At 59.7% G+C, this 25,787-nt stretch carries 27 protein-coding genes; 8 read left to right on the forward strand and 19 right to left on the reverse strand.

Annotated elements, in window-relative coordinates; genetic code table 11:
* Positions 1 to 78 precede the first annotated feature (78 nt).
* Genes AS026_RS00520 through AS026_RS00530 form a run of 3 tightly spaced genes read left to right on the forward strand, consistent with a single transcriptional unit; the run spans position 79 to position 2,621 of the window.
* A complete protein-coding gene (locus AS026_RS00520) occupies positions 79 to 645 on the forward strand; it encodes a TadE/TadG family type IV pilus assembly protein (protein ID WP_245307276.1) in 567 nt (188 codons plus the stop codon).
* On the forward strand, positions 632 to 1,225 hold the full coding sequence (locus AS026_RS00525) for a TadE/TadG family type IV pilus assembly protein (protein WP_062368307.1): 594 nt from the start codon (positions 632 to 634) through the stop codon (positions 1,223 to 1,225). The genes AS026_RS00520 and AS026_RS00525 overlap by 14 nt, the downstream gene beginning before the upstream one ends.
* A 22-nt stretch (positions 1,226 to 1,247) precedes the next feature.
* Complete coding sequence (locus AS026_RS00530; RefSeq protein ID WP_062368308.1) at positions 1,248 to 2,621, forward strand: Tad domain-containing protein; 1,374 nt, start codon at positions 1,248 to 1,250, stop codon at positions 2,619 to 2,621.
* A gap of 277 nt (positions 2,622 to 2,898) precedes the next feature.
* Here the strand turns inward: AS026_RS00530 and AS026_RS00535 are convergent, their stop codons facing one another.
* The 3 genes from AS026_RS00535 to AS026_RS00550 all read right to left on the reverse strand — a co-directional run bounded on the left by AS026_RS00535 (position 2,899) and on the right by AS026_RS00550 (position 4,712).
* Positions 2,899 to 3,192 (reverse strand): type II toxin-antitoxin system RelE/ParE family toxin, encoded by a 294-nt coding sequence (locus tag AS026_RS00535; RefSeq protein WP_025660846.1) that lies wholly within the window; start codon positions 3,190 to 3,192, stop codon positions 2,899 to 2,901.
* Complete coding sequence (locus tag AS026_RS00540; protein WP_062368309.1) at positions 3,192 to 3,446, reverse strand: type II toxin-antitoxin system ParD family antitoxin; 255 nt, start codon at positions 3,444 to 3,446, stop codon at positions 3,192 to 3,194. The genes AS026_RS00535 and AS026_RS00540 overlap by 1 nt, the downstream gene beginning before the upstream one ends.
* 813 nt (positions 3,447 to 4,259) lie before the next feature.
* On the reverse strand, positions 4,260 to 4,712 hold the full coding sequence (locus AS026_RS00550; protein ID WP_062368332.1) for an MEKHLA domain-containing protein: 453 nt from the start codon (positions 4,710 to 4,712) through the stop codon (positions 4,260 to 4,262).
* A gap of 208 nt (positions 4,713 to 4,920) precedes the next feature.
* Here AS026_RS00550 and AS026_RS00555 point away from each other — a divergent pair, with 208 nt between their 5' ends.
* Positions 4,921 to 5,205 (forward strand): hypothetical protein, encoded by a 285-nt coding sequence (locus AS026_RS00555; protein ID WP_245307279.1) that lies wholly within the window; start codon positions 4,921 to 4,923, stop codon positions 5,203 to 5,205.
* A gap of 235 nt (positions 5,206 to 5,440) precedes the next feature.
* On the opposite strand, the gene AS026_RS00560 is transcribed toward AS026_RS00555, so the two are convergent.
* From AS026_RS00560 to AS026_RS00625, 14 genes are all read right to left on the reverse strand, one after another.
* Positions 5,441 to 6,181, reverse strand: coding sequence for an MOSC domain-containing protein (locus tag AS026_RS00560; protein ID WP_062368312.1), 741 nt, complete (start codon positions 6,179 to 6,181; stop codon positions 5,441 to 5,443).
* Entirely contained in the window at positions 6,182 to 7,195 is a 1,014-nt protein-coding gene (locus tag AS026_RS00565; RefSeq protein WP_062368333.1) for a GlxA family transcriptional regulator, read from the reverse strand.
* Positions 7,196 to 7,211: 16 nt separating this feature from the next.
* Positions 7,212 to 8,063 (reverse strand): ABC transporter permease, encoded by an 852-nt coding sequence (locus AS026_RS00570; protein WP_062368313.1) that lies wholly within the window; start codon positions 8,061 to 8,063, stop codon positions 7,212 to 7,214.
* Positions 8,060 to 8,908, reverse strand: a complete 849-nt coding sequence (locus AS026_RS00575) for an ABC transporter permease (protein WP_062368314.1) — start codon at positions 8,906 to 8,908, stop codon at positions 8,060 to 8,062. Before AS026_RS00575 ends, AS026_RS00570 begins: the two co-directional genes overlap by 4 nt.
* A gap of 23 nt (positions 8,909 to 8,931) precedes the next feature.
* Positions 8,932 to 10,023, reverse strand: coding sequence for a quaternary amine ABC transporter ATP-binding protein (locus tag AS026_RS00580; RefSeq protein WP_062368315.1), 1,092 nt, complete (start codon positions 10,021 to 10,023; stop codon positions 8,932 to 8,934).
* 83 nt (positions 10,024 to 10,106) lie between these two features.
* On the reverse strand, positions 10,107 to 10,958 hold the full coding sequence (locus tag AS026_RS00585) for a glycine betaine ABC transporter substrate-binding protein (RefSeq protein ID WP_062368316.1): 852 nt from the start codon (positions 10,956 to 10,958) through the stop codon (positions 10,107 to 10,109).
* An 81-nt stretch (positions 10,959 to 11,039) separates the two neighbouring features.
* Positions 11,040 to 12,386, reverse strand: a complete 1,347-nt coding sequence (locus AS026_RS00590) for an NAD(P)/FAD-dependent oxidoreductase (protein WP_062368317.1) — start codon at positions 12,384 to 12,386, stop codon at positions 11,040 to 11,042.
* Positions 12,383 to 13,900, reverse strand: coding sequence for an aldehyde dehydrogenase (locus AS026_RS00595; protein WP_062368318.1), 1,518 nt, complete (start codon positions 13,898 to 13,900; stop codon positions 12,383 to 12,385). Before AS026_RS00595 ends, AS026_RS00590 begins: the two co-directional genes overlap by 4 nt.
* Positions 13,893 to 14,807: a dihydrodipicolinate synthase family protein gene (locus tag AS026_RS00600; protein WP_062368319.1), complete on the reverse strand. Its 915-nt coding sequence runs from the start codon at positions 14,805 to 14,807 to the stop codon at positions 13,893 to 13,895. The genes AS026_RS00595 and AS026_RS00600 overlap by 8 nt, the downstream gene beginning before the upstream one ends.
* Positions 14,804 to 15,520, reverse strand: coding sequence for a GntR family transcriptional regulator (locus tag AS026_RS00605; protein ID WP_062368320.1), 717 nt, complete (start codon positions 15,518 to 15,520; stop codon positions 14,804 to 14,806). Before AS026_RS00605 ends, AS026_RS00600 begins: the two co-directional genes overlap by 4 nt.
* Positions 15,521 to 15,906: 386 nt before the next feature.
* On the reverse strand, positions 15,907 to 17,253 hold the full coding sequence (locus tag AS026_RS00610; protein ID WP_062368321.1) for an NAD(P)/FAD-dependent oxidoreductase: 1,347 nt from the start codon (positions 17,251 to 17,253) through the stop codon (positions 15,907 to 15,909).
* Between the two features lies 1 nt (position 17,254).
* The gene (locus AS026_RS00615) at positions 17,255 to 18,142 is read right to left on the reverse strand and encodes a dihydrodipicolinate synthase family protein (RefSeq protein WP_062368322.1); all 888 of its coding nucleotides are present in this window, start codon (positions 18,140 to 18,142) and stop codon (positions 17,255 to 17,257) included.
* A 155-nt stretch (positions 18,143 to 18,297) separates the two neighbouring features.
* Positions 18,298 to 19,005, reverse strand: coding sequence for a GntR family transcriptional regulator (locus tag AS026_RS00620; protein WP_062368323.1), 708 nt, complete (start codon positions 19,003 to 19,005; stop codon positions 18,298 to 18,300).
* A 244-nt stretch (positions 19,006 to 19,249) separates the two neighbouring features.
* Positions 19,250 to 20,137, reverse strand: a complete 888-nt coding sequence (locus AS026_RS00625) for a LysR substrate-binding domain-containing protein (protein WP_192303475.1) — start codon at positions 20,135 to 20,137, stop codon at positions 19,250 to 19,252.
* A gap of 108 nt (positions 20,138 to 20,245) precedes the next feature.
* Between AS026_RS00625 and AS026_RS00630 the strand changes: the two genes are divergently transcribed.
* From AS026_RS00630 to AS026_RS00645, 4 genes are read left to right on the forward strand one after another with little or no spacing between them, the layout of a single operon-like run.
* A complete protein-coding gene (locus AS026_RS00630) occupies positions 20,246 to 21,499 on the forward strand; it encodes an aromatic ring-hydroxylating oxygenase subunit alpha (RefSeq protein WP_062368325.1) in 1,254 nt (417 codons plus the stop codon).
* The gene (locus AS026_RS00635) at positions 21,489 to 22,577 is read left to right on the forward strand and encodes an FAD-binding oxidoreductase (RefSeq protein ID WP_062368326.1); all 1,089 of its coding nucleotides are present in this window, start codon (positions 21,489 to 21,491) and stop codon (positions 22,575 to 22,577) included. The genes AS026_RS00630 and AS026_RS00635 overlap by 11 nt, the downstream gene beginning before the upstream one ends.
* Positions 22,578 to 22,628: 51 nt before the next feature.
* Positions 22,629 to 23,903: a M24 family metallopeptidase gene (locus tag AS026_RS00640; RefSeq protein ID WP_062368327.1), complete on the forward strand. Its 1,275-nt coding sequence runs from the start codon at positions 22,629 to 22,631 to the stop codon at positions 23,901 to 23,903.
* A 58-nt stretch (positions 23,904 to 23,961) separates the two neighbouring features.
* On the forward strand, positions 23,962 to 24,456 hold the full coding sequence (locus tag AS026_RS00645) for a DUF1643 domain-containing protein (RefSeq protein ID WP_082728398.1): 495 nt from the start codon (positions 23,962 to 23,964) through the stop codon (positions 24,454 to 24,456).
* A gap of 43 nt (positions 24,457 to 24,499) precedes the next feature.
* Here AS026_RS00645 and AS026_RS00650 read toward each other — a convergent pair whose 3' ends face one another.
* The gene (locus AS026_RS00650) at positions 24,500 to 25,441 is read right to left on the reverse strand and encodes an electron transfer flavoprotein subunit alpha/FixB family protein (protein ID WP_062368328.1); all 942 of its coding nucleotides are present in this window, start codon (positions 25,439 to 25,441) and stop codon (positions 24,500 to 24,502) included.
* A 25-nt stretch (positions 25,442 to 25,466) separates the two neighbouring features.
* Positions 25,467 to 25,787, reverse strand: a 321-nt coding sequence (locus tag AS026_RS00655; RefSeq protein WP_425349738.1) for an electron transfer flavoprotein subunit beta/FixA family protein, incomplete at its 5' end; no start/stop codon positions are given.

Here is a 25,787-nt window from a genome sequence, read left to right on the forward strand (position 1 = left end):
TATCGCGTTACATTCCTATGAAAGTTTCGGCGCTAGAACATCCAAAAGATCGCGGAATGGATGCGAATGGGGTGTTTCGTGAGGGGACTTGTATTGACGCGCTTCCGCACCGCGGTGGACGGAGCGACCGCAGTCGAATTCGCAATCATCGCTCCCGTTCTTATTTTCCTGACATTCGCTATTGTCGAGTCCGGCATTGCCTTTGCTGCCGATATCGTTCTCAAAAACGCTACCTATGACGCAGCGAGGACCGGCCGAACGGGGTTTGTGTCGGAGAACTCGACACAGGATGCGACCGTAAAGGCGAAAATTCGCAACCAGGCGGGCGTATTCATGGATGCCGACAAGCTCGTCATCACCAGCCTGTCCTACAAGGGCTTCGATGCTCTCAAAAAGCCCGAGCCATTCACAGACAAGAACGGCAACGGCGTTCGCGACGATGGCGAAAACTTCACCGACGTCAATGGGAACGGTGTCTACGACATCGACCAGGGGGCGAACGGCTACGGCGGTACGGCACAAGTCGTCCTCTACACCGTAACCTACCCGTGGACCTTCCACACTCCCGTCCTCAAGCAGCTCGTTGGCAACGACGGCACCGTCGAACTGACGGCAACAGCGGTGGTGCAGAATGAGCCGTACTGACCTGATCTCCAAGCCCTTGCGCGTTCTCTCTTCCATAGCTCGTCGGCTGGCGGTAAACGAGGAGGGCGTTGCAGGCATCGAAATGGCGATCATCACGCCCGTGCTGCTACTCCTTCTCTGCGGCGGCAGCGAAATCAGCCTCTATGCCCGCTCGCACTTCCAGACAGCGCAGATGGCATCGACGGTAGCGGATGCGGTTGCGCGATACGAAGCGATCACGTCGTCGGACATCACTTCGATCTTTTCGGTTTCATCCGAGGTCATGGGAAACGAAGACTTCAAGGAGAACGGCTACGTGATCCTGACGTCGGTTTCCCGCACGGGCGGCGCGGCACCGGTCGTTGCGTGGCAGTGCAAAGGCGGCTCTGACGCCCAGACGAGCAAGATCGGTGTCGTCACCAAGGCCGCCACACTTCCGGGCAACCTCACCCTCGATGCGACCGACAATGTGATCGTCGCCGAGGTCTTCTATCGCTACACCCCGCTATTTTCCAATTTTATGCCGGTCGAGACGCAACTCTACAAGACAGCGGTCTTTCGCCCCCGTCTCGGCAGCCTCACGAGCGCGCCCGGTTGCTAGTCCACAAGGAAAGGATGATCCAATGTCGTTGATGTCCATGATCTCCCGCTTCCGCAAGGCCGAGGAAGGTGCCGTCCTCCCCTTCGTCGGCATCGTCAGCCTGGCGCTGATCGGGGCAACGGGGTTCGGCATCGACGCGGCCCGCCTGATGCTTCTCCATTCGAGCCTTCAGCGCGCCATCGACGCCGGCGCTCTTTCGACCGTTGCCAAGCTGGACACCGCCACCATCGACGTGGAGCTGCGAAAGTTTGCGGTCGCCAATTTCAACAATGGGGAGATTGGCGGGACGCTCGACAGCCTGACCTGGACCATTAGCTCGGACAACAAGACACTGACCGTCAAGGCATCGGCCAGCGCTCCCGCGACGTTGATGAAAATCCTCGGCGTCCAGACGATCAGCACCAGCGCGGAAAGCGTCATCGAACGATCGACCAATGGCCTTGAACTGGCACTTGTTCTCGACAACACCGGCTCCATGTCCGGAACGCCGCTCGAGAGCCTCAAGTCTGCGGCCAACACCCTGGTGAACATCCTCTATGGCGACGACGCAGTTGCCGAGAACCTCTATGTGGGCATCGTTCCGTTCTCGCAGTCGGTCAATGTCGGCACGAGCCATGCCGGCTGGATGAAATCGGGCTCCATCGCCGCGCACGATTGGGGATCGACATCAACGGGTGGCTCATGGGGTGGCTGCGTCGAGGCGCAGGCCGTCAAGGCCGACGACATTTCTGACGCGGTTCCCTCCAGCAAGCCAATCACGCCCTACTACTGGCCAGACGGCACGGATAACAACTGGATCAGAAAGGGTAAATACTCCGACCCTCTCACCACGTCCCTCGGCCCCAACAAGAACTGCCCCGCCGAAGTGACGCGCCTGACGCCCAAGAAAGCAACGGTTGTTGCCGCCATCGCGGCAATGAAGGCGGTGGGCAACACCCACATCAATTTCGGGGCCGTGTGGGGCTGGCGGATGCTGTCTCCCAAATGGCGTGGCCTCTGGGGCGGCGACATGTCGACCTACAATCTGCCTCTCGACTACTACTCGAAGAACATGAACAAGGCGGCAGTCATCATGACCGACGGCGAGAACACGATGTCGGCAAACGTCTACAGCGCTTATGGCTGGCTGGCCGACAAGAAACTTGGGACGAGCAACGAGACGGCCGCGGAGACGGAACTCGACAACCGTCTGTCCTCGGTCTGCACGGCGATGAAGAACTCCGGCATCATCATTTACACGATCGCCTTCAATGGGCCCAGCGAAGCCACCCAGGACCTCCTGCGCAACTGCGCCAGCCAGAACGCCTTCTTCTTCAACTCGCCGACAACGGCCGCGCTTCAGTCGGCCTTCAAGCAGATCGGGGATTCACTCTCCAACCTCCGTGTCAGCAAATAGAAATCGTGCGATAGTGTCGAATGCCTCTCCATCAGACGCGGATCCACATGTCCGACTGTAGGAAACAGATGCTGTCTGCCGATAGGCACTCTTCACCACTGAGAGCAACACGGTCACATCTTCGGCTGTGTTATCCGGCTGTCCCTTTGGCAAGATCGTCCTGATCAGTGTTGGAGCGGATCGACGTAAGTCGAGGTGGCATCCTATAGTTGCGGTTGGGAAGCTCTGCTACCGGGAAGTCCAAAGCCTTAGTTGCAAAACGCGATACTGCGGCGCGTTAGAGGGAGTCTCCAATCCAATCTTCGTGACCATGACGGATACGGATCACGAGAACGCTCCCATCATCGTTGATCCGATAGATTACCAGGTGAGCCTTGAATGTATGGATTCTGACAGGCGGCGAAATCTCATGGCGCTCACGCGTCATTCGAGGACTCGCGGCTATGAGATCGAGCACATCAAAAAGCTCATCGTGATATCGTTTGGCGGCCAAGGATCCGAAGTTGCGGATACCTTGTTCGGCGATTGAGACGATATCCTCTTCCGCTTCAACAGAGAGCCTGAATGGCATCAATCACGTCTGCGGGTGATCTCGGCACGCGCAACGGCAGCGGAAAACAACTCGTCCTTCGAACGGCCTCCTTCGCCGCTTTTGATTCCGTCATCGACGAAACGTTGCATCTCCGCAATTTTGTTAGTCCGGGCCTGGTCTCTGCGGATAAGGTCTCGAACGTAGTCACTCGCGTTCGAGTATCGACCGGTCTTGGCTTGCGCTTCGACCCAGTCTTTCATCGGGTCCGGCAGGGATACATTCATGGTTGCCATTAGAGTCTCCTTGAGGTCTCAGGCTACCCTGTGATGGCAAAGTTTGTCAAACTATTGAAGCCCACTAAGAAAGCTCCTGAAAGGGGTTCTGCGATTGGCGGCCTAACCCCAACTGCAAGTCCAGCGCATTCCGCGGCCAGGACGGCGACAAGAAAGGTCGCGGCCACAGGAATGCGTAAAGGTCATTGCGGTTCGCCCACGTCCACTGCCGCGCGGAAATTGCCTCGCGTGCAGCGATGTGAGCGTCCGCGGGGCAGGTGCCTGAGCTTGCCTTTTGAGTTTTTGTCGGTGGGGTGACTGGGTTTTTAATTGTGCGTTTTGCGGGTGCTGTTATTGCCACGCAAAGACCGTCTCGTTCTTGGTAATTTTGGGCACAGACGAGCGGGCAGATCCTGATCTTCTGCATGCGAAGTTGCTCAAGGACCACCGATTCTTGACCCATGTGTGTCAAAGCCTCTTGCGCGATTTGCAATGCGTTCGCGCCGAGGGCTACGCCGCACGCCTTCTCATCGTTCCCGGCGCCATCAACCCCTACGGCAGGCACGTTGCTGATCCGATCACAACCGCCTCGATCTCGACTCCGTTTCCGTAAATTCTGCAAAGGCGTCTCGATCGCACTTTCGACGTGGCGTGGTTGGTAAAGCAAGAAGCAGGGACGCAATCGCAATGCACGAGGAGACGAATGGGTAAGTGCCGTCTCGCGAGTTTCATGCCGACATCAACGGCGCAAACACCAGGTGATTGCCGTGGAACTCCAAGTCACTGGCCAGGCAATCCGGCATGCCATTGGTCCCGGTGCGCTCCCCAATAAGCTTATGCTTCCGTCCAGCTGGAGAACGTGGCAGCCTGCCCCAGCCGAATTCCGGCTTCTGACCGCAGTTCCCAGACGAGCCCGTCCTCCATCCAAAAATGCGCGCCGGACTTGCGAACTCTAAGCCCACGATAATTCGCGATAAATCCTTGCCGTGCGACTGCATCGAGAAGTGCCTGGCGCGCCAGTCGATCCGGAGCTTCAGCAGATAATCGAGAAGGTAATTTCGTAAACTCGTCCCACGAGTATCCGAAACATCGCTGTGCCGTGAGATTTGCATAAATGAACCGAGGATCCGGCTCGGTATTGTGAGCGACAACCACAAAAGGGGCGTCAAGGTAGAGCCATTCGGCTCCCTGCCCTGGCTCAACAAGCGGTCGGCCGACAGCACGCAGAAAGCTTTGCGCAAGGAGTTCGAAGAAGGCTTGACTGGTTGAAGGCTCATCAGGCGACATTTGGCTATCCTTACTCCCGTTTGGGCTCTTGTTGAGGCGCGCCATGATGCCGCCGACTTTGACACCAAGAACCAGGATAAGGTCGCTGGTGTGTGATCCGGCCACCTTAAGCAATTTTTCAAATCCACTACCCGATATCGGAGTTGCAATGAAAACGATACTTACCTGGGCAGTCATGGCCTCTTGCGGCGTTGCCGCTCTATTGCCGATGGCAGCGCCTGCGTCTGCCCAGGAGTGGCGAAGGCCACATTATGACGATCCGCCGCCTCCACCGCGACGCCATCACCATCACGACAATGGCGCCGCGATTGCCGGTGGTCTGGCTGCCGGCGTCATCGGTGGGTTGATCGGTGGCGCGATCGTAAACAACAGCGAGCCGCGCTACATCGATCCGCCGCCTCCACCACCGCCGCGTTGCTGGTTCGAAGACCGGCGGGTGCCGAATGCCTACGATGGTGGATGGCATATGGAGAGCATGCGCGTTTGCCAGTAGCAATTGGCTGATGTTTCTCAGGTCTCAGCGCCTCGTTGCAACGTCAACGTGGCGCTGGCCACGGCCTTGGCGAGGACTGCAAACGGGTGTGAGCTTGAAAACTACTCATTCGCCAAGGCGAAGTTTCAATCCCGCTGGTTTCTCGTTCAGTGTTGATCGGTCATGTCGGCCTTCGCTGGCGGCCCAAAGGTTCAACGAGGATGACAGCCTTAAGCTGAGGGATGCAGCCGGACGGTCATGCGGAAATGAAAACGGCATCTCCAACACGGACAACCCCTGGCTCGTTGGGTCGGCAGTAGACGCCCATGTTGCGGTTACCAAACTTCATCACATTTCGGAGGATTTCCGGATCGTTCTCCAGTCCGTCCTGAGCGATGATCGTAAACCCGCATCGTTTGGTCGGTGCAATCACCGTTGCGCGGACATGTCCGAGACGGACAGGTGCATCGACCCACTGCAATTCGGCGAAGCCGGAGAGATCCGGCTCGGTTTCAAGAAAAATGTTCGGGCGAAATCTGCGCCGGTCGGGATCTCCGTTGGGATGGATGGCCTTCAATTGGTCGACCGACGCGCTTGTCAGAAGGTGAAGCGGTGAAACGTCATACCGGTCGATGGCGAAGTTGGTTCGATCATCCGCCGGCCTTGCGCGTTCATAGGGCTTTACAGTTACCTCGAACTCGAAGAACCCCGTGAGAGCTTCCGTCAGCCCCGGCGCATCGACGGACAGCCAGTCGTGGCCCGGCAACTTGATTTCCACGGTGCCATCCCAGATGGTCCTCGATCTGACGAAGATCGCTTTCTGCCATCGCTTGTCGCGCTCAGGATGAGCAGCGACACCCGTCGCTGCATCAACGAGCGCAAGCCGGCGATCGCCGACGACACCGGTCGCCGTGACCTCGCATTGCTCGATCAGTTCGCCTGCGGTGGAACTGACTGGGTAGCGCCACAACTCGCTGATTGTTCCGACCTTGCGCATCTATTGAAACCCCAGTGCAGAGGCACGAAGTTGCGTTGGCGTCTGGCCGAATATGCGTTTGAACGTGCGGGTGAAGTGGGAGGCGTTCTCGTATCCGACATCGAGCGCGACTTCGATCAGGGAGGCCTTCGATTGCACAAGCAGCGCGCGTGCCCTCTCCATTCGAACGCGCGTATAGGCTTTCGCGGGAGACATCCCCGCCTTCTCCAAAAACAGTCTCTCGAGCTGTCGCCGCGACAGGCGAACCGACGTCGCGAGCCTGGGAATGGTCATGCCCCCCTCGACATGCTGCTCCATCAGGATCATTGCCGCCTTGACGCGGTTATCTTCGTAGTCGTCGTGTAGCGGGCGCCGGGGTTGAATGTCGCCGGCGGACCGCGCCTTCTCGATCTGGAGGACCTCCAAGGCATTTCTCTCGGCCTCCCGGCTGATGTACCGCCGCACCAGGGTTGCCGCGATATCGGCCGCACTGCTGCCACCGGCACAGGAGCCGCGTTGCCGATCCAGATTGAATATCCGATCCGACCGCACGGCGAGGTCGGGAAAGCGCTCGCGAAACTCCTTGTAGTGGAGCCAGCTCACGCAGGTCTCGTGGGCGGCCATCAGTCCCGCATCGGCAAGAATGAACGATCCGGTGCAGAGACCGATCAACGGGATTTTGGCGGCATCCGCACGCTTGAGAAACCTGATCGTATCGTGGTCGACCGGATCCTTCGCCGTGAGAAGCCCACCAACGACCACAATGTAATCGAACCTCGCCGGGTCCACGAAATCCGACGTCGGGGCCACCTGCACGCCACAGCTGGAGGCGATCAGGTGCCTCGTACTTCCGAGCACCTGCCAGTCCGCCATCACGCGTCCGGAACGATCATGCTCGTCGCTGGCAAGCCGCAGCGTATCGACAAAGAGCGCGAACGCCGAAAGCGTGAAAGACCGGGCAAGAACAAAACCAACCTTCAGTCGGCTGGCGGATTTGCCGACGGCTCCTGCCTGCCGATAGCCTTCTGGTCGCATCTCAATCTCCTTCATGTCAGGCCGCCCGAGGTCCTCTGTCGCGATCGAAAAGACCACGGCTCACTCGATCGAGCAAGAGAGCAACAGCCACGATTGCGAGACCCGCGCGCAAGCCCAGTCCCATTTCCATGCGGGTCAGACCGCGCGTCACCTCGGCGCCAAGGCCACCTGCCCCCACCAGGCCCGCCAGAACGACCATGGCCAGGGAAAGAAGAATGCATTGGTTGAGGCCGACCAAGAGCGTCTGCTTGGCGAGCGGAATTTCAATCTTCCAGAGCACGGAACGAGGGGGCGCTCCGATGGCGCTGCCAAGCTCGACGTATTCGTGCGGCACCTGGTTGAATGCCAAAGTCGTCAATCGAAGCATCGGCGGTATACCGTAGACGATCGTTGCGATGATGGCCGGCACCCGCCCAAGGCTGAAGATCATCACAGCGGGGATGAGATAGACCCACGGCGGCACGGTTTGCATTACGTCGAGAACTGGGCGCACGAAGGCTTCGAGGGTCTTGTAACGCGAGCAGAGGACGCCAATCGGAAACGCGATGAGGACGGAGATCAAGACGGCGACCGTCACCAGTGCGACGGTCTGCATCGATGCCGTCCAAAGCCCCACGATCAGGCAAAAACCCAGGCACAAGCCGGCAAGGATAGCCGCGCGAAGATTGACCGCAAGGAAGGCCGCGACGACGACAATCGCAATAAGGGCGAAAGGCGGGACGAACAGGAGCGCTGCCTCGATTGCCGACAGGACGGCCTCCACCACATAGCTGATTGCAGCGAACAAGGGGTGCAGGTTCGTGTTCAGCCAGTCGACCGCCGGAGCGAGGAAAGCCCCGGGCGAAAACTCGAGTATCGAAGGGTTCATGAATGCCTCCCTGCGCCAAGCCGGCCCGCACTTTGGGTCATGCGGTCGATGACCATGGTCAGAACGACGATGGCGATCGCCCCGTTGATGGATGTCGCGATGTCGAGCGTGCGGATCGCGCCGTAGATCGTTTCGCCAAGGCCGCCGGACCCGACGATGCCGGCGATGACGACCATGCCGAACGCCATCATCAGGCTCTGGTTGATGCCAGCCATGATACTGGGAAGAGCAAATGGCAGGCGGATCTTGAAAAACATCTGGCTCGGGCGCATTCCGCTTGCCTCACCAAGCTCGATGAACTCCCTTGGCGTCATGCGGATACCAAGCGAGGTCAGCCGGATTGCCGGCGGCATGGCAACCACGATGGTGGCGATAAGCGCTGTCGCCGGGCCGTAGCCCAAGAGCGCGATGGCAGGCAGGAGATAAATGTACGGCGGAAGCGTCTGGATCAGGTCCAGACCCGGTTCCATGAACCGGTCGAGTGCCGTAAAGAAGCCTGCCAGTATCCCGACAGGGATGCCGACCGCGAGCGCAATCACCGTCGCCGTCAGAACCAGTGCCAGGGTGCTCATCGTCTCGGACCAGAGCCCCATGGAAAAGCAGAGGAAGAGCGCAACGCCACTGAGGATCGCAAACCAGGCGTTCACCAGCCGCCAGCCCACCAGCGCCACCACGATTGCGACGACGTAGAATGGCGGAAGCTGCAGCAACCAGAGGATCCCATCGTAGAGGCCCTCAAGAACCCACCTGACGTAGTCGAAGAGGGATTCTCCGTTTTCGCTTACCCACTCGAGCGCGGTGTCTGTCCATTCGTCGAAGATGTCTGTGAAGCTTGATATGTCCATGTCACTCAGCTCCCGTTCTGCGATCAGGCGGCCACGCGATCGCTGTTGGAGGTGCCCTTGACGCCCATGAGGAGGCTGCGCGGCGTGACGACGCCGACAACCTGATCGTTGTCGACGACGGCGATAGCGTCGCGGTCTGTCTGCATGGTCAACGTGATCAGTTCGTCGATGTCGGCGTCCGGCGTGGTTCGTACCAGCGATGAGATGTCGTTGTGTGGCTCCCTGCGCTGAAACTCGCTGACGCTGTGCATCACGGAGTGCGCCTTGATCAGGTGAAGTCGCGATATGCCTGCGACGAACTCGGCGACATAGTCATCCGCCGGATTGAGAATGATCTCCTCGGCGGTACCTGTCTGGATAATGACGCCATCCTTCATGATGGCGATGCGATCGCCGATGCGGATCGCTTCGTCGAGGTCATGGGTGATGAAGACGGCGGACTTGCCGAGCGATTTTGTGAGTTGGCGAAACTCGTCCTGAAGCTGGCGACGGATCAGCGGATCAAGCGCGCTGAAAGGTTCGTCCATGAGGATGATTTCCGGATCGGAGGCAAGCGCGCGGGCCAGGCCGACGCGTTGCTGCATGCCGCCGGACAATTCCTTCGGGTAACGGTCGACCCAGTCTGCCAGGCCGACCGTCTCCAGCGCAGCCTTGGCGGTCTTGTTGCGCTCGGGCTTGGGGATGCCCTGAACTTCCAGCCCAAAGGCCGCATTTTCGAGCACCGTACGGTGCGGGAGCAGAGCAACGCTTTGAAATACCATGCCGATGTTCTTGGCGCGCATCTGCCGGAGGTCGCCCGGAGACAAGGCGGCAATATCCTTGCCCTTTACGAACACCTTTCCGGCGCTTGGCGTGATCAGCTTGTTGAGTAATCGGATGAGCGTCGACTTTCCACTGCCGGACAGGCCCATGATGCAGAAGATCTCGCCGCGCCGGACCTGCAGGCTGGCGTTGGAAACGCCGACGACGCAGTTGAACTCCTTCAGCACGTCCTTCTTGCCAAGGCCGCGCTCGGTGATCGATTTCATGGCGGCGGCAGACTTGTCTCCAAAGACCTTCCAGAGGGATTGGCAGTCAATCAGGACTTCATTGGTATCGGCATTTGCGGCTTTCATAGCGATCCCCTTGAGCCAATTGGTGCTGGCTTTTCTCGTTGGGCTTCAAAGGCCGTCCGACCGGATCGGACGGCCCTGCGCAACTAGTTCTTCTTGATGTTTTCCCAGCGTTTGATCAGGTCAGCGTGCGCTGCGATCCAGCCCTCGACGGCCTGATCCATTGTCTTGCCGTCCTTGACCTCGCCGTTGATGGCGGTGATGTCGGCGATCGGGACGTAGACGCTTGCCATGACCTCACGGGCGTGAGGGTTCTCTTCGGAAAAGCCTTTCTGGCCGATCCAGTAGTAGCTCTGCGGCGGAGGGAAGACGCCCTTCGGATCCTTGAGATACTTCACCTCGTATTTCTGGACCATCCATGACGGCTCCCAGATCGTGACGGCGATCCATTCCTTGCGGTCATAGGCCGACTTGAGCGCCGCCGTCATTGCAGCCGTACTGCCTTCGACAAGCTGCAACTTGATATCGTAGTCTTTGACGGCGTTGGAGGAGTCCCGCATCAGGCCGGCGCCCGGCTCGATGCCGATGATCTTGCCGCCAAACTTGTCGGCGTTCTCATTGAGCTGTTCCAGAGAGTCGATCGGAACGTATTTCGGGACGGCGATGCCCTGGTAGAGACCGTGCGAAACCGGTGAGATCTTCTCCAGACGGCTCTTGTTCTTGTTCCAGTAATCCTGAGCGACATAGTCTGTCTGCGAGGTGAGAACCTGGATGTCGCCCTTGGCAAGAGCAGCATAGGCGATGCCCCATTCGGAGAACTCGGTCACCTTGACGGTATAGCCGGCGTCTTCGAGAACCTTCTTGGTGATACCGGTGATGGGCGTCAGGTCTTCCCATGACATCGTGCCCATCGTAATCGTCTTTTCTTCCGCCCGGGCAGGAAGAATGCTGATCCCGACCATCGCAGCCGCGCAGAGCGCTTTCCACAAAGCCTTCATTGCTCTTACTCCTAGTTCTTTGTTCCCATTTTCATTGAAGACGTGCGGGTAGCCTCAGTCTTCACATTGCGCGGCGAGGGATCATCCCTCGCGGCCTGCACGCAATTCCTGCAACCGGATCACAGAATTGATCCCCAGCCATGCCAGCGGCTCGGGCGGCAGTCTCGTGGGCGCCGCATGATCCATGTATTTGTCGAGTTGTTCCGATCCGGTTCCTGTCGCCAGCTCGGCCGCCAGCACGCCGGCAAGCGTGCTCTTCACGGTCCCGAGGCCATTTTCGCAGCAGGCCGAGAACAAGCCGTCGTCGATTTCGCCGAAGGCCGGCACATGATTGCGACTGAGGCAGAGACGTCCGGCCCAACTGTATTGGAACGGCAAATCGGTCAATTTCGGAAAGCGCGCATCCAGCGACCGACGATGAGCGGCCGCGAGCTTGGCAAGGCGCTTGTCGGTGACGGTGATCGTTCTGTCATAGGTGTATTTCGTCCGAAGCACGATCCGCGAAAGGCCGTTCGATGTGATCTTGCGAACCGTCGCTCCCATGGCATCGGCCGGGAGCAAGGCCCACCGGTCTTGTCCGGAAGCTGCGTGCGCAGCATCGTCCGCGGCAAACGGTGCCGTCATCGAGGCGTAGGCAAATATATGGATCAGCCGTCCGCGAAAATGGCCAAAGTCCTCGATATGTCCGTTGACGCCCAGGATGACCTTCGGCGCTGTGACTGCCCCGTTTGGCGATTTGGCGGTCCAGGTCCCTCCCTCACGCCGCAGTTCCGTCACAGGCGAGCGCTCGAAGATCGTCACACGTTGCCCGACCCCGGCCGCAAAGCCGCGGACGTAGTCAGCTGGCTGGATCATGACCGCACCGGGCGTGTAGAGGCCGCCAAGGTAGTAGTCCGAGCCTGTGAGCTCGCGCATTTGGGCTCGATCGAGAAACATGTGCTTTTCGCCGATGCGCCGGAGCGACTCGCCATAGCTGACGTTCAGCCTTATTCCCCTCGCCGTTGCAGCGGCATTGATCTTGCCCGACGGGTCGAATGTTTCCCGGGACATCCCGTATTCGTCCGCAGCACTTTTTGCGAAATCGATCGCAAAGCGGTTTTGCGCCATCTCAAGCGTCGTTGCCGCTTCGCTGGCGCCGGAATATTCGCCCGCCGAGAGGTTGTGCGGCACATCGATCATGTAACCGGAATTTCGGCCTGCCGTGCTCTTTGCCACCTCGCCGGCTTCCATGACGACGATCTTGTCGTGCGGTCGGATTTGCGAAAGTCGTCGCGCCGCGGACAATCCGGCAAACCCCGCGCCGACGATGAGCCAGTCGGCCGCCACGCTGCCTTCGAGCGTCCGCATGGGGGCGATGCGGTTGCTGATCGCCTCCCAGCCAGAGACGCCGGATTCAGCAGGAAGCCGTCTGACCACAGTCTTCGTCATCGGATCGTCTCGTCGACCGAGCGATCGGAAACGTCGATCCAGATCGTCTTCAGCTCGCAGTAATTGTCGTGGGCGAAGATGGACTTGTCGCGACCGCCGAAGCCGGACTCCTTGTAGCCGCCGAACGGAGTCGTCGCGTCCCCTTCCCCGAAGCAGTTGACTGTCACAACGCCTGCGCGGATTTCGCGTGAGAGCTTGATCGCGTTCTTGAGACTTCCGGTATAGATCGAAGCCGTCAGACCGTAATTCGTGTCGTTGGCGAGGGCGATCGCCTCGGCGATGGAATTGAAGGTCGTCACCGAGAGAACCGGCCCGAAAATCTCCTCCTTGAAAAGCCGGCTGGACGGGGTGACGCCTTCGACCACCGTTGGCTCGACGAAGATGCCGTCGCGCGTCTTGCCGCCGTGCGCGACAGAAAGCTTTTCCTTCTTCGCATCGTCGAGGAAGGAAGCGACCTTTTCGAAATGAGCCTTGTTGACGAGGGCACCGATGCGGTTTTCCGGGTCGAGTGGGTCGCCGGTCTTCCATTCACGCATGTAAGCGCCGATCCGGTTGAGCAGCTCGTCCTTGACCCTTTCATGCACGATCAGCCGCGATGTGGCCGAGCAATTCTCGCCCATGTTCCAGAAGGCGCCATTGACGACCTGCTCGGCGACAAGGTCGAGATCTTCAGCGTCGTCGAGAACGACTGCCGGATTCTTGCCGCCGCATTCGAGTACCACGCGCTTCAGATTGGAGTCCGCCGCATAGCGCAGGAAGCGACGCCCCGTCGGCGTCGAACCCGTAAAGGCGATCATATCGACGTCCATGTGCATGCCGAGTGGCTCGCCGACATCCTTGCCGCTTCCGGTGACGACGTTGAAGACGCCGGCGGGGATGCCCGCCTCATGAGCAAGCTCGGCGATGCGAAGCGTCGTCAGCGTCGTGTCCTCAGCGGGTTTGACGACGACGGAGCATCCCGCAGCGAGAGCGGGGCCGATCTTCCATGCAAGCATAAGGAGGGGAAAGTTCCAGGGCAGAACGCAGCCGACGACGCCGACAGGCTCACGCACGATCATTGTCAGCGCATTCGATCCGACGGGCGCCGTGTTGTCGTAGAGCTTGTCAACCAGCTCGGCATGCCAGCGCAGCGTATGAATGGTATCAGGCACGTCGACTGTCTGGCACTCGCGGATCGGCTTGCCGCTATCGAGGCTTTCCATCACGGCAAGCTCGTGACGATTGCGCTCAATCAGCTTGGCAAGCTGCAAGAGCACGCCTTTGCGCTCGGATGGCGAGCGCAGCCGCCAGCGGCCATCATCGAACGCCTCCCTCGCCTTGAGTACGGCATAATCGACGTCCGTGCTGTCACAGGCTGCAACTATGGCAAGGGTCTCGCCGGTTGCGGGATTGCTGGACTTGAAAGTCTTGCCAGAGCGTGCCGGACGGAATGCGCCATCAATGAACGCGTTCGTCGGAAACTGTATGTCGGCTGCGATCGCCCTGTATTCGGCGGCGGTCAATGGTTCATGCATGACAATTGGCTCCCGACGTGATCTGGCCGACCGTGCGCTTCAAGGTGGCAACGACGGTCTGGAGTGTTCGCTTTTCTTCCGAATTGAGCGGGCGAAGCGGCGCGCGCACCGAACCGGCCCCAAGGCCGATGATCTCGCAGCCGTGCTTGATCGACTGGACGAACTTGCCGCATTCGAGGAAGTCCATCAGCGGCAACATCGCGGCCATGATGGCGCGGCCCTTGTCGAAATTCCTCTCGACCACACAGGCCTCATAGAGAGCGACATGCTCTTTCGGCAGGAAATTCGATCCCGCGCAAACCCAGCTTCTTGCGCCCCACGCGAAGAACTCCAGCGCCTGATCGTCCCAGCCACAGGAAAGCGCGATATGCGGGAACTTCCTGGCGAGCAGATGCAGGTTGCTCATGTCGCCGGAACTTTCCTTGATGGCGACGACATTCCTCGACTTGCCGACGCGCGAGAAATACTCCTCGCCCATCACCACGCCCATACGAGCCGGGTAGTTGTAAAGCATGATCGGCAGATTGGCCGCACGGTCGATGGTGAGCGCGTGAACCGCATTTTCCCGCTCGGTCGGGAGCGCATAGGGAGGCGTGGAAACGAGGATAGCATCGGCGCCGATTTCCTTGGCGGCCTTCGCGTATTCGACGGAATCCTCAGTCCTGGTCGCGCCCGTTCCGATGATGAGCGGCAAGCGGTTTGCGATGACGTCCTTCGCATGGGACGCCAGGTCGAAGCGCTCCTGGCTTGTCTGGGCGTAGTACTCGCCGGTCGATCCGCCGACGATAATCCCGTGAACCCCGGCCTCGATCAGAGACTCCAGCACCGCCGCGAAAGCCTTCCGGTCAATCTGTCCGCTTGCATCGAGCGGCGTGATGGCCGGGGTATAGATCCCCTCGAACTTCACTGTGATTTCTCCAATGTTTTGGCGGCGGGACTGCCGATCAGGACGTCCGCCTTGAGCCCCTGCGGCGCGATGAACATCTCCATGTTCTCGCGGGACAATTCCCAGTGCTCGAAGACGAGATCGACGACGGCATCTTCGTCGTGCGCCGAAAGCGCTTCGATGAATGCATCATGGTGTTCGACCGCCAGCTGAAGTCTGCGCTTCATGTCTTCGTTCTTCGGTCGGAAGAAGGTGTGGCCAATTCGGGCGTGGTCGATGAGCAGACGGCCGAGGCTTGGCTGCAAGTACACGTTTGCCGACATCTCACCGAAGATCTCGTGGAAACGATTGTTCTCGAGGACCATGTCCAGCGCATCGCCGTTCGCGCTCGCCTTGCGGAAGCGATCCTGCGTCCGCTTCAAGTCTGCCAGCTGCTGTGACTTGAAGTTCTGCACCGCCAGACGACCGATGGCCGCATAGATCATCGGCGCGACCAGGAAGAAGTTTCTGAGGGTGGCGTGGTTCATCGGAATGACGCGCGCGCCGCGGTTCTCGCGAATGTCGACATAGCCCTCGCCCGCCAGCCGCCTGAAGATGTCACGCACCGGCGTCCGGGAAAGGCCATAGCGTTCGCTCAGGCTGGCTTCGTCGAGATCGGCGTCTGGATCGAGCTCCATCGTCAGGATCTGACGTTTCAAGTCCTCGTACAGGTTGCTCTTCACGGTCTTCGCCATGCGTCACTCCACGCCGTTGGTTGGGCTATGGCTTAAACATGGCACGCATCTAATATGCTGTCAATAAATTGTGTACTTTGAGTACACAATAAAAGTTCCATGGAAATACAATTTCAGAGGAACTTGTATATATGTGATTGATACAACTTCGTATTTTTCCATTTCATTGTCCGCAAAAACGGGAGCGAGGTGTCCAAAATTGGCCTTGGAAAAGCGGGGAAAGGTGCAGATCAACGATGGCGACCGGCTGGGGCTCGCGTCGTCCAAGAGCGAATGATCGAGGGCCACAAGCGGTGGCGCGCACCCAGCTCCAGCGCGGCTTTCTCTAACGAGGCCGATGGCTTGGCGCTTTAGAGTACTAAAAAAATTTAGGACGGACCCGGCGATCACTCTGCCCCGGCACGCCATTCGCGATACGCAAGATGGAGCTTGGCGCCGATCGTTGTGAGCGGCTGCGGCGGCAGTGCTGTCGGCGCGGCCAGTCTGGCGTAGACCCGGCCGAGTTCGGACTCGTGACCCAGAGCGATTTCGGCGGCAGCAATTCCCGATGCCGTCGAGTTCGAGGCCCCAAGGCCGTTGCAGCCGCATGCGGCAAACACGTTGCGCGCGATTTCGCCAAAGGCCGGGACATGATTGCGTGTCAGAGCCATGGCGCCCGCCCAGCGATGCTGCATTCCCACACCATGGAGGCTGGGGAAACGCTGAACAAACTTCCCGTCATGCAGGTGCCCGGCCCGCACGATCGCGGCGTCATTCACCTCTATGCCCGGATTGTAGCTGTAACGCGAGCGGATCAGAATCCGGTCACCGCCTGTCGTGTTGATACGGCGAACGGTGGTTCCCATCGGCAGAGCTGGCGTTGCCGCCCATTTCCGTTCTCCGCCAAGGCGGGAGGGATCGAACTCTTCGGTAAGCGAGGCGTATGTGAAGACATGCAAAAGCTGCCCCCGGAAGAAACCGAAGCTTTCCGCGTGACCATTGTTTGCCAGGATGATCTTTTCCGCCTGCACCGAGCCCTGCGGCGTCTTGATGAGCCAGCCGTTCCCGAAACGCTCGAACGAAAGCGCCGGCGTCTGCTCGTAAAGTCTGATCGGCTCGTTCAAGCCGTCGGCAACAGCGCGAATGTAGGCGGCCGGTTGAACAATAACCGTACCGGGCATAAAGAGACCGGACGTGTAGGCGGACGATCCGGTCACGGCCGCAATGTCGCCGGCACTCAGCAACCGGTGATCCTCGCCCATCCTGGAAAGACGCGCTGCGTAATCCGTGAGGTGCTTGTCGCCTTCGGGACTGATCGCGACACTATATCGCCCGCACGGGTCGAAAATGTCGCCGCCCCAGCCATATTCGACGGCCATTTCCATGGCCAAGGCAATCGCCGAGCGCTGTATCAGCACGGACTGCCTGAACCTGTCCTCGGATTCTCCATTGAAATCGTCGGCGGAGACCTCGTGCGGAAGATCGATGATGAAGCCCGAATTCGCACCTGCAGGCCCCTCACCGACGATCCCTGCTTCCAGGATCGCAACACCTACGGAGGGGTCGAGGCGCGAAATTCGCCGGGCCGCGGAAAGGCCGGCAAAGCCGGCGCCGATGATCGCGACATCAGCGGTAGACGAACCATGCAGCGCTGGATGCGGCCTTCGCGACGGGAGCGTCGCCACCCAGCCTGAAACACCGGCGCATTTCGGAAGCCTGGATGCGACGAAGACCTCGTTGGAAGTGCGCGGCACGTCAAATCGCCTCCCGCTCGATGAGCGTTTCGATCGACTGTCGCAGCGCCGGAATGCAATCGGAAGAAAGCGCGCGCAGGGGCTTTCTCGGGGACCCGGCACCGTATCCGGCCAGATGCGCGGCAGCATAGACGGTTTGAACGTAGTCGCCCTTTGAAAGAAGGGCCATCACTGGCTCGAGCAGCTTCCAGAGCTCACGGGTCTCAGCCCAGTTCCCCCTGGCGGCGGCATCGACGATTGCAAGGCATGTTCTGGGCGCAAAGTTCGCGCCTCCCCAGATCAGACCGTGGCAGCCGGCATAAAGCGCGTAGGGAACGAGATTGTCTGCGCCATTCATGACGAACTTGCCGGTGCGAATGAGTTCCGCCTGCTTGCCGAGATCCCCACCGCTATCCTTGACGGCGCAAAAGCCGGGAATTTCGCTTAACTTGAGCAATAGCTCCGGCGTGATCGCGACACCGACAGCCTGCGGAACGTTGTAACCGATCACCGGAAGGCCAACCTCGGCAACCTCGGCATAGAAGTCGACGATGCCCTGGTCGTCGGTCGGCCCTTCGAAGAACGGCGGAAGAACCATCACGCCTTCGGCGCCGGCATCGCGGGCGCGCGCCGTGCGCTCGACAGCCTCTTCAACCAGAAGCGCAGAGGTTTGGGCGATGATTTTGGCCCGACCGTTCACGATCCGCGCGCCACGTCTGATCAGCCCCTCGGATTCCTCCTTGGAAAGATAGACGTGCATGCCTGTCCCCGAACTGAGGAGGAAGCTGCGAACGCCAGCCGCCAGATATCGCTCAATGTTGTGTTCCAGACTGATGTAGTCGATCCGCCCCGCGTCGTCGAAAGGCGTGGTGATCGCGAGATTGAGGCCTGGAAACTGGAACTCTGACATTCGTTTGATCCTCCTGGGGTAACCTGTCGGAAGCTCGTGCAAGATTGCCGTGAGCAGCCCGCATTGTTCGGCCGCGCGAAGATCGAATGTCGCGCGCCGCTTGATCAGAATCTTACCCCCCGGCAAGCCCGCCGATGAGGTCGCGATGTCGGCCTCTAGAGCGTCGGCGCCTCGAGACCCTCCGGGGTGGCATACATCGCCATGTTTCTGCGAGAGAGTTCGAGATGCAGGCGCGCAAGCTCACCTGCAGCGTCGACGTCACGCCGTTCGACGGCTTCGATCATTTCCTCGTGCTGCCTGGAAGCAAGTTCGAGCTCCTCCTGCATACGCGGCGTATTTGGATGCGTGTAGAAGATCTTCCCGATCCTGGCGTGGTCGATCTGAAGCCTGCGAAGGCTCGGAACGAGATAGACGTTGTGAGCCATTTCGCCGAGCTGGCGATGAAACTCATCGTTGTAGAACACGCGACCTTCCACGTCGTTGGCATCGATCGCCTTCTGGAAGGATTGCTGGATCTGCTTGAGAGCGTCGAGTTCCGCCCGGGTCCGGTTCTCGGCGGCAAGCTTGTTTGCCGTGATGTAGATCATCGGCGCCAGAAGAAAGAAATCCCGCAGGGATTGGTAGCTCATCGAGCTGACCCTAGCGGCCCGGTTGGCCTCCAACTCGATGTAGCCTTCGCCGGCCATCTGGCGCATCAGCTCTCGCACCGGCGGGCGCGACAGGCCGAACTCCTCGCTGAGCGCCACTTCGTCCAGGACCGCGCCCGGAGCAAGCTCCATGGTCAGGATCCGTTGTCGCAGCGCAAGACCGAGGCTCGCCTTGCGGTCGATGTTTGGAGGGTCGGTGATCATGCCGTCAATCATTGGATCTCCTTTTGGAAGACATTATGTAGACATATGATAGACAGTCAAGTCACAGGTCGAATTTCCTCTTCCTGGATCTGCTCAAGGAAGCTCGGACGCTAGATATCAACGACAATTTAGGGATGGCTTCAAACGTGCTCGCAGGTGCCCGGCCAGCGCGCCTGGCTCCGCAAGAAATGGCCGGGTGTCAGATTTCTTGCACGACTGAAGCCAATGGCCATTGTCGCTCAGGACGGCAGCACCATCACTTGTGAAGCGCAGCGGTAAGCCACGACGAGGCCCGGTCGATCGCCACCGTCCTTCTGGATTTCAATGGCAGCAGGACATTGTACCGGCCTTCCGGGGACAGTCTCGTCTCATCGAGTGCCACCAACGTGCCGTCATCAAGGAATGTCTGAACAAGGGTGCCCCAGCCAAGCGCAACCCCCTGACCGGCGCGCGCAGCGAAGATCGTCTCCGTGTAGTGACTGAAGCGCAGAGACGGCTTCACCTCGAAGTGCACGCCAAGTTCGGCGAGCCATTGGCCCCACGACAGCCAGGATCGGTCTTCAGCATCGGTCTCGATGAACTCGTCAGTCGCGGCCAATGGGCCGTTGCCGCGCCGGTCGAGGTAGTCCGGCGAGCAGACGAGCATTATGACATCGCCGCGCGAGGCGATCACCGTTGCGTCGTTGAAAGGTGGCAGCCCGAAACGGATGGCAAGATCGACGGCACCGCTGTCCAGATCGATTTTCGCATCCTGGGAGATCACGCGGATCTGAATGCCCGGATTCTGAGCGCGAAAATCGGCGAGCCGGGGGAGCAACCAGAAAGACGAGAAAGCCACGGTCGCGCCGATGGTGACGACATCCTGGGCCGCCCCCTTGATGGCATCGATCGCATCGGAAATGTTCGAGAAACTCTGCGCGAGCGACGCACCCAGCACGAGGCAGGCGGCAGTCGGCTCGATCGCGCGGTGCTTGCGCACGAACATCGGCTGCCCCAGCTCTTCTTCCAGCAGCGCGATTTGCCTGCTGACGGCCGCCTGGGTAACCCCGAGCTCGCCTGCCGCAAGGGTAAAACTCTTTCGGCGAAGGACCGCTTCCAGCATGATCAGCGCCGTCATCGACGGCAAACGCCTGCGAAACTGCATTTCATGCCCCGTCACATTACCATTCATTATGCGAACGTGAGAATTAATGCCGTTGAAGAGCCTTGGGAGCAAGAGCAGTCTGCATGAAGGCAAGCATAAGGGGCTCTCATGCTAAACAAACTTCCCTCTTCCATCTCCGCCCTTCTCGACGCTCGCACGAACGGGCACTCGCTGCCCGCCGGTCTCTATACGCGTGAAGACGTCTTCGAAGCGGACATCGACGTTTTCTTCCACAAACACTGGATCTGCATCGGTCTCGACTGCGACGTGCCGGAAGCTGGCGATGCCACTGTCATCGACATCGGCAAGACGAGCCTCATCCTTTTGCGAGATGACGACGGCGACATTCGGGTGTTGCACAACGTCTGCCGCCACCGCGGCTCGCGCCTGTTGGACGCAGGAAAAACGATCGTTTCAAAGCTGGTCTGCCCCTACCACACCTGGACCTACGAGCTTACGGGAGAGCTCAGCTATGCTCCCCACATGGGCAAGGACTTCGACAAGGACTGTCACGGACTGAAGCCTGTGACCTTCAAATCGATCGGCGGGCTTATCTATGCCTGCCTTTCCGACACCCCACCAGAGGACATCGACGTCCTCGAACGCACGATGGTCGAGCGCCTTGCTCCCTACGACATCCGCAATGCGAAGGTTGCGCATCAGACAGACGTGATCGAGGACGGCAACTGGAAGCTGACGATCGAGAACAATCGTGAGTGCTACCACTGTTCGGCAAACCATCCCGAGCTCTGCGTGTCCTTCGTCGATCTCGACTTCGGCTTCGACCCGGAAACCTTGAGCCCGGAGGATCGCGCGCAGGCGGAAGAGCATTTCCGGCTGTATGAGGAGCGGACCAGGGCATGGGAGGCGGATGGCTTCCCATCTGCCGCCGTCGAGCAACTCTCCGACTGCGCAACGAATTTCCGCACGCAAAGGCTGATCATCGCCGGCGCAGGCGAGTCCCAGACCCATGACGCCACCGCCGCATCATCGCGGCTGCTCGGCCAGATGACGCGGAAGGACCTGGGGGACACCCATCTCTGGGGTCACAACTCCTGGAACCACTTCATGGGCGATCATGCTGTGATCGCCATCGTGATCCCGCTGTCGGCTGGCAAGACGCTCGTGCGGACGAAGTGGCTGGTGCACAAGGATGCAATCGAGGGCGTCGATTACGATCATGACAAGCTCACTGACGTCTGGATTGCAACAACCGACCAGGACGCTGACCTGGTGGCGCGCTCCCATGCCGGCGCGCTCGATCCTGCTTACCTGCCAGGCCCCTACTCGCAATTCTCGGAGACGAACCTCGACAAGTTCGCAACCTGGTATATCGATCGGATGCGCGCAAATGGATATTGATTTCGCACAGAAGCAGGACGGTTCTGTCTCGCGCGATACATGGGATCCCGAGCACGACGACACACTGGTGTGCCTGGACGTCCATCAGGAAACCCACGACGTCAAGAGCTTCACCTTTGCGTCGCCGCAAGGCAAGCGCTTCAGCTTCGATGGCGGGCAATATTTCCTCTTCGACTTCCCGATTGGCGATGACGCCGAGGCCCGCTGCTACAGCATCTCCTCGTCACCGCACCGCTCCAACGCTTTCACCGTGACGGTGAAGCGCGTCGTGAATGGAAGAATATCGAACTGGCTTCATGACAACATGCAAAGCGGGATGACCGTGAAGGCTCAGGGCCCGCTCGGCTATTTCGTCTGCCCGCGCGTTGCCGCGCCGAAGCTTCTGCTTCTTTCCGGCGGCTCCGGCATTACGCCCGTCATGTCCATTCTGCGCGGTCTGGCGGATCGCTGCGAACCTGCCGACATCGTCTTTCTTCATGCTGCCCGCTCGCCGGTCGACCTGATCTTTCGCAATGAGCTGAGTTGTCTTGCAGCACGAATGAAGGGTCTTCGCCTGCAGTTTCTGCCCGAAAGCGTCGATGGAGAGCCACACTGGCCGGGGCTGACGGGGCGCATCTCGCCCGAATTCCTGAAGCTCGCCGTGCCGGATATCGCGGAAAGAACCGTGATGTGCTGCGGTCCAGCACCTTTCATGGCCGCGGCACGCTCGATCACCGCACAACTCGGCGTGCCCCAGGGGAGCTACATCGAAGAGAGCTTCGATGCCGCCATCATCGAGGAACCGGCGGCCATCGGCGAGGCCACGATGCCAAACAAGGTTTTCCAGGTCGAGTTCGCCAAACAATCGAAAAAGATAGCGGTCGCAGACGACCAGACGGTGCTTTCCTGCGCCAAGAAATCGGGCGTGCGGCTGCCGTCATCCTGCTCCAACGGCGTCTGCGGCACCTGCAAGTCGAAGCTGGTTTCCGGTGCGGTGGACATGAACCACAATGGCGGCATAAGGCAAAGAGAGATCGATGCCGGGTTGTTCCTGCCTTGCTGCTCCAAGCCTCTCAGCGACTTGGTGATTGACCGCTAGGGCCGGCAGAGGTCCGGCACCCTACCCTTCGACAACAATGAGGGATCGACCATGCTGCTCAGCGACGGCATTTCCGACCAGGGCTCCTCGGTATTCAAGGACGAACGCAAGCAGGCCTATCTCAATCCGGCAGGAGCCGACCGGCCGCTCATCAGTCCGATCCCCCTCCAGACGCTCGATACCGCGCGGCGATATCGTCTGAACCGCCTTCGATCGAAAATGCGGGAATGGGATTGTTCGGCGCTGCTCTTATACGATCCCGTCAACATCCGTTATGCGTTCGATTCATCGAACATGAGCATCTGGACGATGCATAATCCCTCCCGATATGCACTCATTCTGGCTGATGGCCCGGCAATCATGTTCGAATTCGAGGGCGCGGAGCACGTCAATGACGGCCTTCCCGGTATCGACGAAATCCGGACGTCGAAATCCTTCCTGTTCTTCACGTCAGGCAATCTGGTCGAGCAAAGGATGCAGGATTGGGCCGACGAGATCGCGGATATCCTGACGTCCCATGGTCGCAACAAGAGGCTAGCGGTCGACAGGCTGGAACCAGCGCCGGCATCCGAGCTTCGAAAGCGCGGCTTTCAGTTGCTCGACGGCCAGGAACTGGCCGAACGAGCGCGCTCGATCAAAAGCCCCGAAGAAATCGAACTGATGCGCTGGACGATCCGGGTGTGTGAAGCCGGCATGGCTCGCATGTACGAGATGTCCGAGCCCGGACGAACCGAGCGTGAAATCTGGGCGGAGCTACACTTTGAAAACGCCCGAAGCGGCGGCGAGTGGCTCGAGACGAAGCTGTTGACCGCCGGCCCACGGACCAATCCCTGGTACCAGGAGTGCTCCGACTACGTGACAAAGCGCGGCGAGATGATCTCTTTCGATACCGACATGATCGGACCGTACGGATATTGCGCCGACCTCTCGCGCTCATGGACCTGCGGCCATGTGGCAATGAATGACAGGCAGAGGGAGCTTTATTCCGCAGCACGGGACCAGATCGAGCACAACCTGTCGATCATTCGTCCCGGCATGACATTCGTCGAATTCAACGAAAGGAGCTGGCGCATTCCTGAAAAGTACCAGCCTTATCGCTATACTCTGGCAGTGCATGGGACAGGAATGGCCGACGAATGGCCCGGCATCCTGCTCCACCCCGATTTCGACCAGAACTTCGGCGGTTTCATTGAAGAGAACATGGTTCTCAATGTCGAAAGTCTGATCGCGGAGGCAGGCTCGGAGAGCATAAAGCTGGAAACTCAAGTGCTTGTCACATCCCGTGGGGCGGAGCGGCTGGACTCTTTCCCCTGGGAGAACATCTGAAGCAGTGGGTGCGCCCGGTCTGGCAACGCATCAGGATTGGCAGATGACGGAAAGGCGAATGAGCGACTTCACCATCTCGTCTGCACTGTTTTCAGAATGTGGCTGCTACCGATACCGGCTGGAGCGACAGTGGGACCCTCGGAAGGAAGCCGTTGGCTTCCTGATGCTCAATCCGTCCACCGCCGACGCCCACAGCGTCGATCCGACGCTTCGCAGATGTATCGCCTTTGCAAAATCATGGGGGTTCGGTGGTCTTGTTATCGGAAATCTCTTTGCTCTCCGATCGCCCAAGCCAAGACTGATCTACGAATGCGCGGACCCCGTGGGGCCGGAAAACGATCGCTACTTGCGTAAAATGCCCGAAAGCTGCGAGCGCATCGTCTGCGGTTGGGGAAGGCATGGCGCCTACCTTGATAGAGCCTCCGGCGTTTGTCGAATGCTTGCAACATCGAAGCTCTACGCGCTTGAGGTCACGGCGGGCGGGTACCCGTCCCACCCACTCTATATTTCCGCCGCAGCCGAGCCAAAGCCATTCCAAATCCTAAACCCGTGATTTTCCCAGCCCCACCCGATCGAAAGGTCGCATTAACGCGCGGCTAGACGGACTGCCCCAGTTCCGGCAGGACGTCGAAGAGATCGGCGACGAGGCCGTAGTCGGCGACCTGGAAGATCGGCGCCTCCTCGTCCTTGTTGATGGCGACGATGACCTTCGAATCCTTCATGCCGGCGAGGTGCTGGATGGCACCCGAGATGCCGCAGGCGATGTAGAGATCAGGAGCGACGACCTTGCCGGTCTGGCCGACCTGCCAGTCGTTCGGGGCGTAGCCGGCATCGACGGCAGCGCGCGAGGCGCCGACGGCAGCCCCGAGCTTGTCGGCGACCGGCAGGATGACTTCCTTGAACTTTTCGGCCGAGCCGAGGGCACGGCCACCGGAGATGATGATCTTCGCAGACGTCAGTTCCGGACGGTCGGAGGCCGACAGCGCGTCCTTGACGAAGCTCGACAGGCCAGGGTTGGCCGCGGCCGCAATAGCTTCGACCGGGGCAGAACCGCCTTCGGCAGCGGAGGCGAACGACGCGGTGCGCACGGTGATGACTCGTCTAGCGTCGGTCGCCTGCACCGTCTGGATGGCGTTGCCGGCATAGATCGGCCGCTTGAACGTGTCTGCGGAGACGACCTCGATGATCTCGGAGACCTGCGCGACATCGAGCAGGGCGGCGACGCGCGGCATGACGTTCTTGCCGGTCGAGGTGGCGGCGGCGATGATCGTATCATAGCTTGCGGCCAGCGAAACGATCAGGGCGGCCAGCGGCTCGGCCAGATTGTTGGCAAGGCTTGCGTCCTCGGCAACCAGCACCTTGGACACGCCCGACAGCTTGGCAGCCTGTTCGGCCGCGGCCTTGGCGCCGGCGCCGGCGACAAGCACGGTGACGTCGCTTCCCTGTTCCTTGGCGATCTGTGTCGCCGCCGTCAGCGCCTTGGCGGTCTGGTCGGAAAGGTGGTTGCCGTCGTGATCAGCCAGAAGAAGAATGGCCATGGATATATCTCCCTTTCTCGAACCTTTAAAGCACGCCGGCTTCGACTTTAAGCTTCTCGACCAGCTCGGCAACCGACTTGACCTTGACGCCCGCCTTGCGGCCGGACGGCTCCTCGGTCTTCAGCACCTTCAGACGCGGCGCGGTGGAAACGCCGAAGTCGGCCGGCGTCTTCTTGTCGAGCGGCTTCTTCTTCGCCTTCATGATGTTCGGCAGCGACGCGTAGCGCGGCTCGTTCAGGCGCAGATCTGATGTGACGACGGCCGGAAGCTTGACCTCGATCGTCTGCAGGCCGCCATCGACCTCGCGCGTCACCTGGGCCTTGCCCCCAGGGCCAGCAACTTCGAT

The sequence above is a fragment of the Rhizobium altiplani genome (assembly GCF_001542405.1).
GTDB classification, from domain to species: domain Bacteria; phylum Pseudomonadota; class Alphaproteobacteria; order Rhizobiales; family Rhizobiaceae; genus Rhizobium; species Rhizobium altiplani.